Source organism: Paenibacillus sp. J2L1-98, assembly GCF_056269405.1.
Map to the genome: position 1 here is coordinate 1 of NZ_JBWDNW010000015.1, position 15,799 is coordinate 15,799.

A 15,799-nucleotide genomic window follows, 5' to 3' on the forward strand; every position below is an offset into this window, starting at 1 on the left:
ATCCAGACGGTCCCATTCGATTTTCACGTTTGGATGTTCCTTCATATATTTGTTTGCAATCTCTTCCTCGATCTGATAAGAGGCTGTACTCTTGTCCGTCTGATTGGTTTGGAAGGTGAGCGTAATTTTTTTCTCTCCGCCGTTATCCTTCGCCGCACCTCCAGCCTCGCCGCTTCCGCTCTCGGTCTTGTTTCCACCGCAAGCCGCCAATGTCAAAGTCAATGCAGCAGAAACAACTAGACTCATTACACGCATTTTTTTCAACTTGCTTTTCCCCCTCGAATTAATGATATCGCTTACAAATGTAACTTTACCGTTTATTTCAGATGACATGTTATACAAAAATTCAACTTGTCATGTTTAAAATTTCAACTACATTAGAAAGGTGAGGCTCATGAACGAGTGTTCTTTACCAGGAAGTGCTTCGACATATGGAGCAATATTGTTACGAGCCGCACTTATAGCCAATCGTGGCCATTTCCTGTTACAACTATCAGCTTAACATGTTGAAATTTTCAATCGAATCGCATAACAAGAAGGCCGCCTGGAGTTTCGGCGGCCCTCTTTGTTAGATTGAGCAAAATTACTTTTATTTCCATATATTTAGACGAAAGGCAGCACAATGAATGCCGCCTTTACCGATTCTGGATAATCAATTCGACCAGTTTTTCAGCTGCCTCCTGCTCCCTCGGCCCTTGTGCAGTAATGGTGAGTGTCGTACCGCTAATCACTTCAAGTGCCATCACGCCGAGAATGCTTTTGGCATCGGAAACAATATTTTTGGCCTTCCAAACGACGCGGATCTCCTCTTCTGTAAAAGCCGTTGCCGTTTCGGTGATTTTTTTGGCGAACAGTAACGGAAAACCATTCTGCTGAACCATCACATCTATTGAAGTCATAACCTACTCCTTCCAGCCATTTTATCCATTTAGTTTGTCCGAACCGCTTCCAGTTCCTCTATCACTTGCGGGTACTCCTTATCGAGCTTGTAAAACCACAAGAATACGATTTGCAGAATGCCCAAAATGACTGGGAGATAGATAAAGAGAACCTGAATCGCCGTACTGGCAGAACTGCTGATTGTTTCCTGACCGCCGATATAGCCGCCCAGGGTAAGGCCCCATCCGACGAAGGCCCCTCCCAGACCGGTTCCCGCTTTCGCCCCGAAGCTGCCCCCGCTATAGACCAAACCTTCCGTTCTCATGCCCGTTTTCCATTCACCGTAATCAATGGTGTCAGCCAGCATGGCAAGGAGCGTAGCTGTAATCGGCATCATTCCGATCGCTCTGACGATTACACCGGTTAATACGACCGGAAGGCTGGCGGGATCTAAGGCTATAATCAGCGATCCTGCAATCATAATGACACTGCCGAGGATCGCTGCATTCCGCTTTCCATATCTTTTGATGAACGGCGCGATGAAAAACAGACCAACAAGAATCGGCAGCAGGCTTGCCATACCAACTAATCCTACGAGCCCGCTGTCCCCGAGGATATACTGGGTATAATAAACATTCATTCCGGTGATGATACTGTACTCGATAAAGTAGATTACAGAAAAACCGAGTATCATGGCCCAGTATTTATTGCGGAACAAGGCATGTACGGCACGCTTGAGCGGAATTTCCTTTTGAACGACCGATGGTTTGACTCGCTCCTTCGTCGAGGCGAAGGTAGTCAGGAACAGAGCGACGGACAGTACGGCGAACACCACGAACGTCCAGATCCAGCCTGTTTTGCCTCCCCCGAACAAATTTACGAGTGGCATGGTGATAAAGGTAACGAATAAGGCACCCGAAATCGTCATGACCATCCGGTAAATATTGAGCAATGAGCGCTGGTATGGCTCCTGAGTCATTAAAGAATTAAGAACGCCATAAGGCACGTTGATGCAGGAGTATACCAGATTCACCAATAAATAGGTGATATATGCGTAAACTAAAACTCCGGTCGACCCGATATCAGGCACCGTGAATAGCAGCACGCCCGCTGCACCGAAAGGTACCGCCATCCACAGCAGCCAAGGCCGGGCTTTGCCGTGACGTGACTTCGTCTTGTCGACAAGCGCGCCGACGCCAATGTCGATAAATGCGTCCAACACCCGCGCGATCAGCAGCAGCGTACCGATAGCCGCTGCCGATAGTCCGATTACATCTGTGTAATAGAAACTCAGGAAGGTTGCTGCCGATGTCCAGATCAAATTGCTCGCGAAATCACCTACGCCATACCCCAATCTTTCTTTCATGCTGAGCTTTGCTGATTGCTTATCTGTGTCCGCCACGACTTTTGCCTCGGGCATGGTGGGACTTTTTGAAGAAACTGCTCCTGTATTCAATCTCGTTTGTGCTCCTTTCAATGACAATTCGTTTCATCAAGCGAGGCCAAAAGCTCCTCTTCGCTGTCAAGTCCTCCTCCGGATGCGAGCAGGCTGCAAGCGGCATATATATGTCACGAGATGCTCTCCAAAGTTTTAGAGAGACCTATGCAATTACGAAAATTGTTTTGTGGGATTATACATGTAGGTTCTGAGCAAAATAGATACAATACTTAATATCAAGAATAAAAATCCACCTAATACAACGTATTGTGTACCTATTCCTGATATAAAGAATCCGCATACAGCTGTGCCCATTGTTGTTCCCAAGTTAGCGGATGTCAAAAATAATCCGTTAGCGAAATCAGGAGCCTCGGGGGCTGCAGACGCAATCCAATACTGATTAATGTTACTTCCTATACCCGCTATTACACCCCAAACCAAAATTAAAAAAGCCATAGGCATACTGAACTGTCCCGTTAAGAATAGGATGATATAAACAGCTCCTAATGCGAAAGGAAAAGACACAGCAGATTTGGTGGCATTATTAATAAGCAGCTTCCCTGCGATAATATTTCCGATAATATTGGCCGCACCGTATACAAGCAACATTAAACTGATTAAATTCCAAGAAATTTTCGTAATGGTTTCAAGATACTCAGCAAGGAAACTATAAACACCGAATACGGCACCATTCATGAAAATAACAGCCGCAATGGAAAGCCAAGTAATTGATTTTTTTAATACTCCTAATTGTTCTCCATAAGAAAGTCTTTCCTTAACAGGCATGGATGGTACAAATAGGAATGTGGCAATGAATACTACAGCATTCACGATCGCAAAGAATAACATCGCCATTTCAAACGAAGCTGCACTTGCAATATAACTAGTGACCGGTACGCCAAGTACCATGCCGGCAGATACTCCAATAAACACCTTGGAAACAGCTTTTGGAGCTTCTTCATTGCTGACTGACGTTGCAGCTACTGTAAAAGCCAATGAAACATATATGGGATGGAAAATCCCTGGAATTACACGGGCAATTAATACAATGTTAAAGTTAGATGCGAATGCGGAGACAATATTGCTCAGAATGAAAACGCCAAGAACAAGCAACATTACCTTCTTTCGATTTATGCCCGAAAATAATAAAGGCATCGTTGGACCGGATATTGCAACAGCAAGCGCAAAGAGACTCACGAACAACCCGGCTGTAGCTATACTGACATGAAAATGATCAGCAATTAATGGCAATATTCCGATAACACCCATTTCAGTATTTAAAATACTGAAAACGCCTATAGTCATTATGAATATAAGCAAATAATTTCGTTCAGCTTTCATTATTCATCCCTATCTTCATTTAAATGGACTAATCTTTTGAAAACCTTAGAAAACCGGGTTAAGAAATCTTTCTCCGACCCGGTTTCTACGGTGTGTCGTTCCGACTGGCTTTCCGCTTACTTGACTGCCGCTGTCTCCAACTCGTTCAGCTTCTTCAAATCCTCTGCCAGCATTTCCTCCGTATAAGCTCCCTGCCCCATAGCGACCAAACATCGAAGCGGGAAATACCGTATAATCGCATTCAGCATGTCGGGGTTGTCAGAGAGCTGATCCACAAGCCCGAATTCTGCAAATTTGTCCATACACAATTTTGCCATTTCAGCTGCCCTCGGGTTATCCAATATGTCACCGACCATCGTGTTGCGGTGATATCTGACGGGTAGAGCGGTGCCGCCTTCGATTTCGACCGCGGTTTGCAGCGAAATCTGTTGCGACGTAGCGCCGATCAAAATGTCGAAAGCGCCACTTTCCACATGCCAATCGCCAATCTCCGTATTGTAATAAGCGAACGCTCTGCGATCCAGCACGAATTCCACGGTCTTCTTCTCCCCTGGCTGCAGCTCGACTTTCCGGAAGCCTTTCAGCTCCTTCTGCGGACGAATGACGGTGCTTGCAACGTCACGCACATAGAGCTGTACGATTTCCTTGCCCGTGACTTTTCCGGTGTTAGTTACCGTGACTTGAACGTTTAACGTCTCCGAGTCTTTCATGGAAGTCCGGTCCACCTTAAGATCGCTGTATGCAAACTGCGTGTAGCTGAGTCCGAAGCCGAACGGAAAGAGCGGTTCCAGTTCTTTCGCGTCATAGTAGCGGTAGCCGATGAACAGGCCTTCGCGGTATTCGACCTTATCGCTCTCGCCCGGGAAGTTCAGGAAGGACGGATTGTCGCTGAGCTTGACCGGGAACGTCTCCGCAAGCTTGCCGCTCGGACTCACTCGGCCGAATAGCAGGTCCGCCACTGCGCCTCCGAACGCCTGTCCGCCGAGATAGCCTTCCAGCACGGCCTTCGTCTTGTCAATCCAAGGCATCTCGATCGCTGAGCCGTTGCTGAGCACGACGACGAGGTTGCTCTGAACTTCCGCCACGGCATCGATTAACGCCTGGTGATTAGCCGGAATAGCAAGATGCGTGCGGTCGTAGCTCTCCGATTCGTAGCGCTCCGGCAATCCGATGAACAGCACCGCAACATCCGCCTGTGCCGCCGCATTCTTAGCCTCTTGCTCAAGCTCAGCGTCGACCTCGTCGCTGTTCAAGTTATAGCCCTGGGCGTATACAATCCGTGCTTCATCCCCTGCCGCGGTTATCATCTCTTCGAGCGCATCGTCGAGCTTCGTCGGATTGACATGGGAACTTCCACCGCCTTGATAACGCGGTTTTTCGGCGAATTCTCCGATGATGGCGATCGTCCCCCGTTTTTGCAGCGGCAGGATTCCATCCTCATTTTTCAGCAGGACCATGCATTCCTGCGCAACTTCTCGCGCCAAACGATGATGCGCCTCTGCATCAAACGATGCGTCCTTCTGCCGGTTTTCGACCACTTTGAAAATAAAGTTCAACAACCGCACTACTGCGCGGTCTAACGTCTGTTCAGATAACTGTCCGCTGCGTACGGCTTGGACAATCTTGGAATCGCCGACCCCATAGCTGGATGGCATCTCCAGTTCCAGTCCTGCCTGAAGTCCCTTCACACGCTCATTTACGGCGAACCAGTCGGATATGACGAAGCCATCGAAGCCCCACTCCTTACGCAGCACTTCCGTCAGCAGCCATTCATTCTCCGACGCGAATTCCCCATTCACCTTGTTATACGAGCACATCACACTCCAAGGCTGCGACTGCTTAACGGCACCTTCGAAGCTGGCCAAGTATATTTCTCGCAGCGTCCTTTCATCGATGACTGCGTCAACTGTCATGCGGCGGTGCTCCTGATTGTTCGCGGCGAAATGCTTTAGTGACGTGCCGACGCCCTGGCTTTGCACGCCATTGATGTGGCTAGCTGCCAACTCCGAGGATAAATAAGGATCCTCCGAGAAATATTCGAAGTTCCGTCCGCAAAGCGGAGACCGCTTGATATTCGCTCCCGGCCCGAGCAGCAGGGCGACATTTTCAGCCTGGCATTCCATGCCGAGCGCCTCGCCGATCCGGTTAATCAGCTCGCGGTTCCATGAAGCGGCCATTCCGGCTGCCGACGGAAAGCACGTAGCGGGCACACTGTCATGAAGCCCCAGGTGATCGTCACCCTCCATTTGCTTCCTTAATCCGTGAGGGCCATCCGTCACCATCAGCGAAGGGATGCCGAGCCGCTCGATTCCTTTCGTATGCCAGAAATCAAGCCCGGAACAAAGGCTGGCCTTCTCCTCCAGCGTCATTTGGGCTATCAGCCCTTGAATAATATCCGACTGCACATTAGATTTCATCATTATTTCCTCCCTCTGCCTATTTGATACCAAACCGCGCCCACACAGATTCCTTTGCGTATGCAGCCAAGTGTATAAGGAATAAGACAGGGTACTGCTAATTAGAAATTGCATAAGCAATTATTCATTTTGCTTTTCCCCTCTTACAAATAAAACTTTAACGTTTATCTCAGACGATGTGTTATACAAAAATTCAACTAGTCATGTTTAAAATTTCAACAACATCAGAAGGTAATGCTCAATGAAACGAGTGTCCTTTACCGGGAAGCGCCATCCAGCCAAATATAAACTGTTGCTTAATAATGATGACACCAAAGCGTTATGCTTCTTCACGTTTGTTAAACATCGCGTATAAATTAATGAGGTATCCCCCATTAGGAGATACCTCACTTTGAAATTATGCTTTGATACAGTACGGTTAACGTCAAGCTCTTCATAGGTGGAGTAATTTTCACAATCACTCCCGCGAATGTTCATCAAAGCACCAGCCATTGAAGCTTAAATTTCAGCCGCTCTGTCGGACAATATGATCCGCCGTTCTTATCGCTAAAGCCATGGTGGAAAGAGTTGGATTCGCCGATGCAAGAGAAGGCAGAACACTGTTGTCCGCTATATATAGACCGGTAATTCCATGAATTTGGCCAAAGCGGTTCGTAGCGGAAAGAGCCGGGTCTGTGCCCATTCTGCAGGTACATGATTCATGGTAGTCGCTTCCCGGCGGAAACAAGTCAGGTTCCTCAACCAAAGCAACTCCCATTGCCGAAGCCGTCTGAATAATGCCCCGGTGCATTTCGTTGATAACCATGCGGTCTCTGCTGCTGTATGAAAAGTTGACCTGGATCATAGGCACCCCATAATCGTCCCGTACGCCGGGGTCCAAATAAACCCGGTTTTCAGATCGGGACTCCACCCTGCCGAGAGCCCCTAAGCTCACGGCCAGTTCTTCTTGTGGCACCTTTTCTTCGAATTGCTGGTATGAAAAATACGGACCAGTCCCGAATATTTGAATCTGATAAGGATTTTGCCAAGTTTCCTGCTTTAAAATAGCCAGGTTGCCAATAGGATCCGGAAACTGCCTGGAGCTGATTTTGCCAGTGCCTACAATTAACGAATGGTTGGTTAAATAGCGTCCGATCGCCGGACCTTGGATGCCCGAATGAAGCAATATCCGAGGCGTTTCTAAAGCACTGGCTGAAACAATGACGTTTTTTGCCCGAATGATGTAAGTTCTTTTTTCTGGAGACATTACAGTAACCCCAACAGCTTTCCCATTTTCGACAAGCACTCGTGTCGTGTAAGAATTTAAAGCAAGATCGAACGGCCTGTCATTTAGGGCGTAGGCAAGAAAGTTTAAAGAGCTGAACCATGCGTTGGAGTGAATTTCTCCAAGATGGGAACCATTCATATCAATGGCGACCGGGACATCAGTCGCTTCTGGAATACCGTTCGCATGAAGCCGGTTCATCAGTATATTCTGAATCGATGAACCTTGAGCATATGATGTGGTGACTTTCATGATCCTTTCAGCGATTCTAAAATATATGTCCATTTCCCCTGGATGGACAGGCCATTGTTGAATTTCGTACTGAGGAGGACGAGGAGATATCCCATTCCAAAACAACGTTCTCCCGCCGAGCGCAAACGTTAGTCTGGCTCCTGAAAATTGCGGCAGGTGTGCCCCGACATAAGTCGAATTATCGGGCCATAATTTATCTCGCATACGTGTGACATTCATAGTGGGAATATTCAGGGCATGAGAATGAAATAGCTTATTACCCTTTTCGAGTATTCCGATTCGCATAGCCCCGTGATTCTTCCAAAGCTCGCATAACCGGTAAAGCGCTGCCCCCCCGCCCGCACCACTTCCAATTATGATAACGTCATAGCTCGTATTGGCCATCTGCTCCAGTGATATAGCCGGGATCCAATTATTTGGGTAATCCCACATGATAACCGATCCTTTCACCACAGAATTTCACAGTTATTTATATGGCATTCATCAATTACAAATGTCTGATTTTTATCCCAAATTTGCGGTGGGTCTTATGATCATTTTTTTAGAGTTCTGATTTATGCTTTTTAAATAGGCACTATACGAAGCCATTGAATTGCAACAGGTTGTCCTTTAGCCTTGGAGCAGTCTGCCAATGGCAGCTGCTCCTTTATCGTCCATCCTTGCCCATAGTGTTACTAGCGTGTGTCCATCTGCTATTCTTCTTCAAACAACCGTTCGCCTTTATGCAGCCTCCAGGCAATTTTAGCCGTATGCGGGAGCTCGCGCGCAGTTGGCGCATGTGCCGCCAAATATCGGGTGCAGGCTATTAATATCGTTTCTTTGGCCTTCTCCGCAAAAGAGCCTGCCGCCGCTTGCCAGCGGTCATATTCGGCCACTGCTGCCTCATACATTTGGAAAGAATGGAATTCCGCATCCTCCCGCAACAGCGCATGGCCAAGCGTGTTAAGCAGCGCCCCCGACTCACCGCCGCCATGAATGTAGTCCATCACCCATTGCGCGGCCGGTCCGACCTGCTGACGCAGATCGAGCAAATCGAGCAGATCTTGATGGTTGGCCGGCGCGCTGGAGCCGGACGGCTTTGGACGCACGGCTGCCGGCACGTTTAAGAAACGGTCAAGATATACGCTAACGGCTCCGTGAAAAATCGCCCGCTGCAGCAGCGGCTCATCTGATTGCAGCAGCCTTTCATGCACGGCGTGAGCATAAGTGAACGTATGGAGCACTGCAATCCAATCGCCAAAATCGTTCTGCGTATGGAAACGAACGATCCGTTCCGCGGCGGCCAAAGCAACGAGCTGTGCCAATTTTGCCGGAGCCGTTCCCGTGATAAGCAGGTCGCGCAGCAAAGCTATCGTCTGCTCTGGCTTATCGCTCAGCAGCTGCTGCAGCAATTGCTCTTCCATATCAGCAGACAGCCGCGTATCCGTTGACCCAACGGCGAGCTTCGCCTGCGCCGCATTCTGTTCCAGCTCGTTGACCGCTTGTTTGATCGGCTCTACGAGGTTCAGCGGCGCCTGCCACTGGTGCAGCTCCTCGCTCCGTGTCGGACGAGCCATCATCGGCACGAGCGAAGTTAAAATCTGCTCCTTTTGCGACACCTCCGCCCACTCTAGCGCCTCAAAAGCTTTGCTGTGGAAATCGAATACATGCCCGCCATCCAAGTAAAAGTGATCTGTTGCGGCGACAAGCATCATATCCGACAACCGCTTCGTGTCAATGCCTTTCAAAATAGCGGTGATCAGCACTTTCTCAGCGCCCTGCGTATCCCGTACCTCTATGCAGCTGCGATACCACTCGGTCAACCGTTCGAACGGCACGTCCGCCGAAGGCAGAGCCGACAGCAAGTGGCGGGTCCCTCTGCCCGAGCTGCCTCGGGAGACATGGACAAGGCCTTGGTACAAGGCGAGTATTTTGCCGTTCTTATCCAGCTTGTCGACGCTTTGCGCCATCGCTGTAAGAATCGTAAGTCCGGCGTTCCAGCCCGTTCCATATGTCGTGCCGAATTCGATGCCAATGCGGGCGATGTCCTGCTCCGGCACTCCCGCTTCGATCAGTCCGACGACCGCTTTCGCGATGACGATGCCGATATTTTGCTCGAGTCCTTCTTTCAGTTTATGCTTATATTTTGCCGCGCCTTTCGCACTTCTGGAAACCGGATTTACCCACACTTCACCGCCTTCGACTCGCACTTCATACGAGGGAACATCGTCCGCCCACGGATCAAGAGTACCGCCACTGCAAACGTCAAACCGGGCATGATGCCAATGACACGTCAAAATCCCGTCGCACAAGCTCCCCATATGAAGAGGAAAGCCTAAATGCGGGCAGCGGTTGTCCACCGCGTATACTTGGTCTTCATGATAAAAAACAGCGATACCGCCTCGTATAACCTTTGCGCCTTCTTCTTTAAGCGCTTCCAAATTCCCTGCTGAAATCCAGTTTAAACTTACACTCATCAATACATCCTCCTTTTTTTAAGCTGCACTCCAACGTACAACAATCGTACCCGGTCAGAATCCTCTGCGTTCTTTTCCATAGTTTTATAATACCTTAATACCCCGGCCATTGCTTCATAAATGAGCCGGAAATCGGCACGACAAAAATAGAGGTTTCTTTTACCATTTTAAAAGCGAATGTATTATACTTCACTAGCGTTGCATTAATGTTATCTGAAACTTCATAATATTCTGTCATATTTAAATGTACGCAAAAAAATCCTTTACAACATATTTTACAGTAACTTATATAACCTTCTACAACAACTGATGTCTGTGGTAATTGAAATCAGGATCAAAAAAATGGACCTTGAAAGGCTCACCCTTTCAAAATCCATTGTTAAACCGGCCTGCTGCCCCGAGTCGGCGAACATGTGATAATATGAGAACATCTGATTCAAACCGTTATAAATGTTCAATGCTTATTTCGCCATAAGCGGAACTGCGATGGCCAAAATCAGTACATAAAAGGCTGTGAAGGGAGTAAGGCTCGGGTTCAGCCCGGCGGCAACGCCCAGTTGAGCCAGAATGATGGAGACCCCCCTCGAACCATGAGGGTTCGACCAAAATTCATGAAATCCTTATTGGATAAGTCGGCTTTTTGTCCAGAAATCCAACCGGCAACCACATTGCCTACAATGGTTACATGGGCCGCTCCTACCGCCAACCATAACCGTTCAGCGGCACCGCTAACATCACGCTTACCATTGTCGCGTTGGCGATTCGTACGGCTGACGCTGTTGATTTTTAAAATTAATGCGCAATTAAAACCCACTTCTGAGCACCTGAACCGTTATTGCTCCAGATTTGTACATTGGTACCGTCTGTTATTCCCCCAGAGGCTACATCTAATACTTTTCCACTTAGCGGATTGAGCAGCCTATAAGTTCCATCACCATTGCTTACAAAGGTCCACTTTTGAGCTCCACTACCGTTGTAATCCGCAATTTGAACATTAGTGCCATCCGAAGTTCCTGCTCCTGCCACATCCAGGGATTTTCCACTATTTGGATTAAGCAGTTTGTAAGTTCCATCACCATTCGCAATGGCCTGCCATTGCTGAGCTCCACTATTATTTACAGAGGCTATTTGAACATTTGTACCATTTGCAGTTCCGCCTCCTGCGACATCCAACGCTTTCTCACTATTCAAATTAACCAGACTATAAGTTTTACCCGAGATAACCTGAGTTTCTACCAGTATAAGACTCCATTTTTGAGATATATTCCCGTTATCTCTATAAATTTGCACACTTGTGCCATCTGCAGTTCCATTAAATGCCGGATTCAGCATCTTACCACTATTGGGATTCATCAGGCGAACCGTATTGTCTCCGTTGCTGATAAATTGCCACTTTTGAGCAACTGAATCATTGTCAGACCGAATTTGAACACTGGTACCATCGGATGTTCCACTAGCAGCTACATCTAATACTTTACCACTATTTTTATTGATCATTTTATATGTCCCATCTGTATTTGCAACCACCTTCCATCTTTGTGCGAAACTGCCGTTATCATTTGCTAATTGTACATTGCTCCCATCCGCTGTCCCAGCACCAGCCACATTAAGAGCACGATTGCTGTTTAAATTGATTAGTTTATATTCCGCACCAGAAATAATACCTGTAGCTGGACGTTGATAAACCCTCACATAATCCACTTCCATTGTCTGCGGGAACAAGGTCGATGCATCAGGGGATCTTGGCCAGGTACCACCTACCGCTAAATTCAGAAGCATATGGAAATTTTGATCGAATGGCTTATTCGGTCCGCCACTACCTGAACTGTACCACTCAGAAGACCGCCGTGTTTGGAATAAATGGTTGTCTACATACCAGCGAATCTCTCCCGGGTCCCACTCGACTGAGAAATCATGAAATTGACCATCTACTGCCAAATTATAGGGACTATTTGTATAACTCCAAGGATTACCAAAATGTAGAGTTCCAAAAATACTATAATTATTGTTTACAATTTCTTTACCTACCATCTCCATAATATCGATTTCTCCACTTGCCGGCCAAGTCCCATACACTTTATCTGTAGGCAGCATCCAGATAGCAGGCCAAATACCATTCAACCCTGTTTGATCGGTGACACCGGCTGGCCGATTATTTGGAAGTTTGGCACGGATAACAAAACGCCCATATGTCCAATCACCTTTATTCTTCGATATTAATCTTGCTGAAGTATAAGATTTATTGCCGTAGTTTTCCCTTAATGCTTTAATAACCAACTTCCCATTCTGAATATAGGAGTTTTCTCTTCTATCTGTGTAATACTGCAGTTCATTATTCCCCCAACCATCCGGAATATCATAAAGGGTTCCCGTACCGATATCATAGGACCATTTGTTTTCGTCGGGTGCGCTCATATCAGACTGATTAAATTCATCGCTCCATACCTGTATCCAAGCATCAGAAGGACTTGTTGCAAGCTTATCTTTTCCCTGAGGGATCATAAGGCTTAGTGTTATTGCCACAAGCAGAAGCGAAGTAACCAGCTTTTTTTTCACTTATATTACCTCCCTGAATTTTACATATATTTTTATTTTTATTTTGTAAACCATTTCAACTAATGGGTATTGGAAAAATCCAATATACTCTTAACAATCTCCGGGAACGCCGGTAAATACATATCGATCGTAAAAGGCCCCAGTGTCGAAAATAAACCCAGCAGCAAAGCCTGTCTAAACACATGCTGATTGTTGTTATTGCTCATTACAGAGAATCTCCTAGTCTACTTTTCAAATGTAAGGCTCTTAATCAAGAGTTGCTCTTTTCGGAATTTGCACAAGATTCCGGAAGTAAATCTAAGGATCGTTTTACCCCAAGGTCGATTGTTACCAATCGATTCGTTTTCCATCTCACCATTGATTTCTGCAGCTACCAATCGTGTATTTTTTTCCTCCAAGTAAAGAGGCACACCGGTGTAGGCGTGCCCCTAATATTTTGCTAGGATTAATCTTATTTAAAGCCTTCTATATCAAGACCGACCACTGGATGTGGTACATACGGCTCTTCCAGAAACGCAATAGCTTCCTTACTCAGCTTATCATGCGACTCACATTGTGCTGATATCGATCACAAAGCGATACCGGACATCTGATGCCAGTACGCGCTCCCAGGCTTCATCAATCTGGTTAGCCGATATAATCTCGATTTCAGGGAAAATTCTATGTTCAGCGCAAAAGTCAAGCATTTCCTGCGTTTCGCGAATTCCACCGATTGCCGATCCTGCAAACGACCGACGATGAGGGATAAGCGAGAATACTTGAACTGGCAACGGTTCCGATGGCGCACCGACGTTGACCAGTGTTCCATCCAGCGCCAAGAGCGAAAGGTAGGCATTAATATCGATCTCCGCGCTCACTGTATTTATGATGAGATCGAACGAACCAGCTAAATGCTTAAACGTCTCCGGATCGCTCGTGGCATAATAATGGTTCGCGCCAAGCCGTAGACCGTCTTCTTTCTTCTTCAATGTTTGTGATAAAACCGTAACTTCTGCCCCCATGGCATGAGCGAACTTCACAGCCATGTGTCCAAGCCCGCCAAGTCCAATAACAGCTACCTTTTTGCCAAGTGCAGCACCCCAATGACGCAGCGGCGAGTACGTTGTGATACCGGCACACAAAAGCGGTGCGGCGGCATCAAGCTCAATACCGTCAGGAATTCTAACCACGAAGTCTTCTGTTACGACAATGTGAGTGGAATACCCGCCCTGCGTATATTGCCCGTACCTGTCGGTAGATCCATAGGTTCCCGTCATTCCATCGAGGCAATACTGCTCCTCTCCCTTACGGCAGTTATCGCACTCTCTGCAGGAGTCAACCATACAGCCTACCCCTACTCGGTCGCCAACAGCATACTTTTTAACTTCCGAACCAACTTGGGTGACAATTCCGGCGATCTCGTGCCCTGGAACGAAAGGATAGTTTACAGGTCCCCACTCGCCGCGAGATGCATGGATATCAGAGTGACAAATACCAGCGTACTTAATCTCAATGAGAATATCATGCGGCTGGAGATCCCTACGTTCGATCGCGGTCAGTTTGAATGGGCCTTCTGGACTGAATGTAGCGCGTGCATTAGCATTAATCATCGTATAACCTCCTGCAATCAATGAATTAATTAGTTTTGACAATCGAATTGGTTGTGATTCAGCAATAAAACCGAATCAACACTTCATGTTTAATCAACATCTGTTTATAATTATAAATAGAATCACAATACTTTCAATGGTTAAAAGAACGCAATTCGTTGCTTATTCAAATAAATCAATAAAATTGTTGATTATCTTTCGGGAAGCCAAGTCATTGATTAATCACTAAACCAACAGAAAGCGTGTAAGCAAAATGTAATCAAACATCGTCTATTATTATAGATGTAAGAAGCTTACGTTCAATGGTTAAAAAAACGCAATTTGTTGATATATCACACAGTAATCAAAACTGTTCATTTTCTAAGAAAGTTTGGTGGAGTTTATTATGGCAAAAGTGGACCGAAGAGTTCTTAAAACGCAAGAAGCCTTGAAAAAAGCGGTTATTGAACTGATGACTGAAAAAAGTTTCGATAACATTACCATTCAGGATATTGCTGACCGAGCAAACGTAAATCGCGGAACCATTTATCTTCATTATCTGGATAAATATGATCTGTTGGATAAACTCATAGAATCACACATTAATGAATTAGGGGAGATGGGAACATGGGCATGTGAAATGGATTGGTTCGAAGGTCTTGTACCTTTTTTTGAATATTTCGAGAAGAATTATTTGTTTTTTCGACCATGCTAGCAAGTAAAGGGACTCCATCATTCTTTAGAAATCGGCTTCTTGCTTCTTTTATTGAAGGGTTCAAAGGTGAGATTGACAAAGAAAGCGATTGGAATAAAGATCTAAGTGCAGATATTATACTACAATATGCCGGAACTGCTTATGTTGGGGTAATTGAATGGTGGATCAAGAATGGTATGCCTTATCCGCCACGAGTAATGGCCAAGCAAGTTGGGGCCTTGTTAGAGAGAAGCCTGTAATCCATGCTTTTGACGTTTCAATCTTGGGAGACTGAAGGGTCACGGTATCAAAAGTGTTAATTATAAATGAAAGATAGGTTGAATATACGATGGCGAAAGTGGATCGGATAGTTCTTAAAACTCAAGAATCAATGAAAAAGGCTGTCATTGAGCTGATGACTGAAAAAAGCTTTGATAACATTACAATTCAGGATATTGCCGACCGGGCAAACATTAACCGTGGTACAATTTATCTTCATTATCAGGACAAATTTGACTTGCTGGATAAACTCATCGAAGCTCATATTCAGGAGCTTAGGGAAATGGGGGAATGGGCATGCAAATTGGATTTTATCAACTGCACGGAGCCCTTTTTTGATTACTTTGAAAAAAACTATTTGTTCTTTTCGACAATGTTAGCGAGTAAAGGAGCCCCATCTTTTAGAACACGGCTGCTTACGTTTTTTATGGATGATTTTAGAGATGAACTTGACAAGACAAGTGGAAAAAATTCAGACATAAATGATGATGTTATCTTGCAATATAATGGGGCCGCTTATGTAGGGATAATTGAATGGTGGATTAGGAATGGAATGCCTTATTCTCCTCAAGTAATGGCGAAACAAGTTGGGGCATTGTTAGAGAGAACTCTATAATCCATGTATCTAACCAGAGCGTCCTGCTTAACCTGTCGG

10 protein-coding genes and 2 pseudogenes are annotated in these 15,799 nt (G+C 46.2%); 2 read left to right on the forward strand and 10 right to left on the reverse strand.

Annotated elements, in window-relative coordinates; translation table 11 throughout:
• The 10 genes and pseudogenes from AC0YNZ_RS21925 to AC0YNZ_RS21970 form a co-directional block, all read right to left on the reverse strand.
• A pseudogene (locus AC0YNZ_RS21925) lies at positions 1 to 264 on the reverse strand (hypothetical protein); the annotation flags it as partial.
• Between the two features lie 371 nt (positions 265 to 635).
• Entirely contained in the window at positions 636 to 899 is a 264-nt protein-coding gene (locus AC0YNZ_RS21930) for an HPr family phosphocarrier protein (protein ID WP_475828631.1), read from the reverse strand.
• A 29-nt stretch (positions 900 to 928) separates the two neighbouring features.
• Positions 929 to 2,299 carry a glycoside-pentoside-hexuronide (GPH):cation symporter gene (locus AC0YNZ_RS21935; RefSeq protein WP_475828736.1) on the reverse strand — a complete coding sequence of 457 codons (1,371 nt, stop codon included), beginning with the start codon at positions 2,297 to 2,299 and terminating at the stop codon, positions 929 to 931.
• Between the two features lie 189 nt (positions 2,300 to 2,488).
• A complete protein-coding gene (locus tag AC0YNZ_RS21940; RefSeq protein WP_475828632.1) occupies positions 2,489 to 3,658 on the reverse strand; it encodes an MFS transporter in 1,170 nt (389 codons plus the stop codon).
• A 116-nt stretch (positions 3,659 to 3,774) separates the two neighbouring features.
• The gene (locus AC0YNZ_RS21945; protein WP_475828633.1) at positions 3,775 to 6,078 is read right to left on the reverse strand and encodes a glycoside hydrolase family 3 C-terminal domain-containing protein; all 2,304 of its coding nucleotides are present in this window, start codon (positions 6,076 to 6,078) and stop codon (positions 3,775 to 3,777) included.
• Between the two features lie 502 nt (positions 6,079 to 6,580).
• A complete protein-coding gene (locus AC0YNZ_RS21950; protein ID WP_475828634.1) occupies positions 6,581 to 8,023 on the reverse strand; it encodes a GMC oxidoreductase in 1,443 nt (480 codons plus the stop codon).
• Positions 8,024 to 8,283: 260 nt separating this feature from the next.
• On the reverse strand, positions 8,284 to 10,047 hold the full coding sequence (locus tag AC0YNZ_RS21955) for a Rieske (2Fe-2S) protein (protein WP_475828635.1): 1,764 nt from the start codon (positions 10,045 to 10,047) through the stop codon (positions 8,284 to 8,286).
• A 792-nt stretch (positions 10,048 to 10,839) separates the two neighbouring features.
• On the reverse strand, positions 10,840 to 12,603 hold the full coding sequence (locus tag AC0YNZ_RS21960; RefSeq protein WP_475828636.1) for an RICIN domain-containing protein: 1,764 nt from the start codon (positions 12,601 to 12,603) through the stop codon (positions 10,840 to 10,842).
• 59 nt (positions 12,604 to 12,662) lie between these two features.
• Positions 12,663 to 12,809 (reverse strand): hypothetical protein, encoded by a 147-nt coding sequence (locus AC0YNZ_RS21965; RefSeq protein WP_475828637.1) that lies wholly within the window; start codon positions 12,807 to 12,809, stop codon positions 12,663 to 12,665.
• 342 nt (positions 12,810 to 13,151) lie between these two features.
• Positions 13,152 to 14,192 (reverse strand): NAD(P)-dependent alcohol dehydrogenase, encoded by a 1,041-nt coding sequence (locus AC0YNZ_RS21970; protein ID WP_475828638.1) that lies wholly within the window; start codon positions 14,190 to 14,192, stop codon positions 13,152 to 13,154.
• 385 nt (positions 14,193 to 14,577) lie between these two features.
• Here AC0YNZ_RS21970 and AC0YNZ_RS21975 point away from each other — a divergent pair.
• Positions 14,578 to 15,125 (forward strand): annotated as a pseudogene (locus AC0YNZ_RS21975) (TetR/AcrR family transcriptional regulator).
• Between the two features lie 89 nt (positions 15,126 to 15,214).
• Positions 15,215 to 15,760 (forward strand): TetR/AcrR family transcriptional regulator, encoded by a 546-nt coding sequence (locus AC0YNZ_RS21980; RefSeq protein WP_475828639.1) that lies wholly within the window; start codon positions 15,215 to 15,217, stop codon positions 15,758 to 15,760.
• Positions 15,761 to 15,799: the final 39 nt, after the last annotated feature.

What these genes read in the sequence shown, in the direction of transcription:
- AC0YNZ_RS21930 (WP_475828631.1), bottom strand. Translation starts at nt 899, where the DNA reads ATGACTTCAATAGATGTGATGGTTCAGCAGAATGGTTTTCCGTTACTG.
- AC0YNZ_RS21935 (WP_475828736.1), bottom strand. Translation starts at nt 2,299, where the DNA reads ATGCCCGAGGCAAAAGTCGTGGCGGACACAGATAAGCAATCAGCAAAG.
- AC0YNZ_RS21940 (WP_475828632.1), bottom strand. Translation starts at nt 3,658, where the DNA reads ATGAAAGCTGAACGAAATTATTTGCTTATATTCATAATGACTATAGGC.
- AC0YNZ_RS21945 (WP_475828633.1), bottom strand. Translation starts at nt 6,078, where the DNA reads ATGATGAAATCTAATGTGCAGTCGGATATTATTCAAGGGCTGATAGCC.
- AC0YNZ_RS21950 (WP_475828634.1), bottom strand. Translation starts at nt 8,023, where the DNA reads ATGTGGGATTACCCAAATAATTGGATCCCGGCTATATCACTGGAGCAG.
- AC0YNZ_RS21955 (WP_475828635.1), bottom strand. Translation starts at nt 10,047, where the DNA reads ATGAGTGTAAGTTTAAACTGGATTTCAGCAGGGAATTTGGAAGCGCTT.
- AC0YNZ_RS21965 (WP_475828637.1), bottom strand. Translation starts at nt 12,809, where the DNA reads ATGAGCAATAACAACAATCAGCATGTGTTTAGACAGGCTTTGCTGCTG.
- AC0YNZ_RS21970 (WP_475828638.1), bottom strand. Translation starts at nt 14,192, where the DNA reads ATGATTAATGCTAATGCACGCGCTACATTCAGTCCAGAAGGCCCATTC.
- AC0YNZ_RS21980 (WP_475828639.1), top strand. Translation starts at nt 15,215, where the DNA reads ATGGCGAAAGTGGATCGGATAGTTCTTAAAACTCAAGAATCAATGAAA.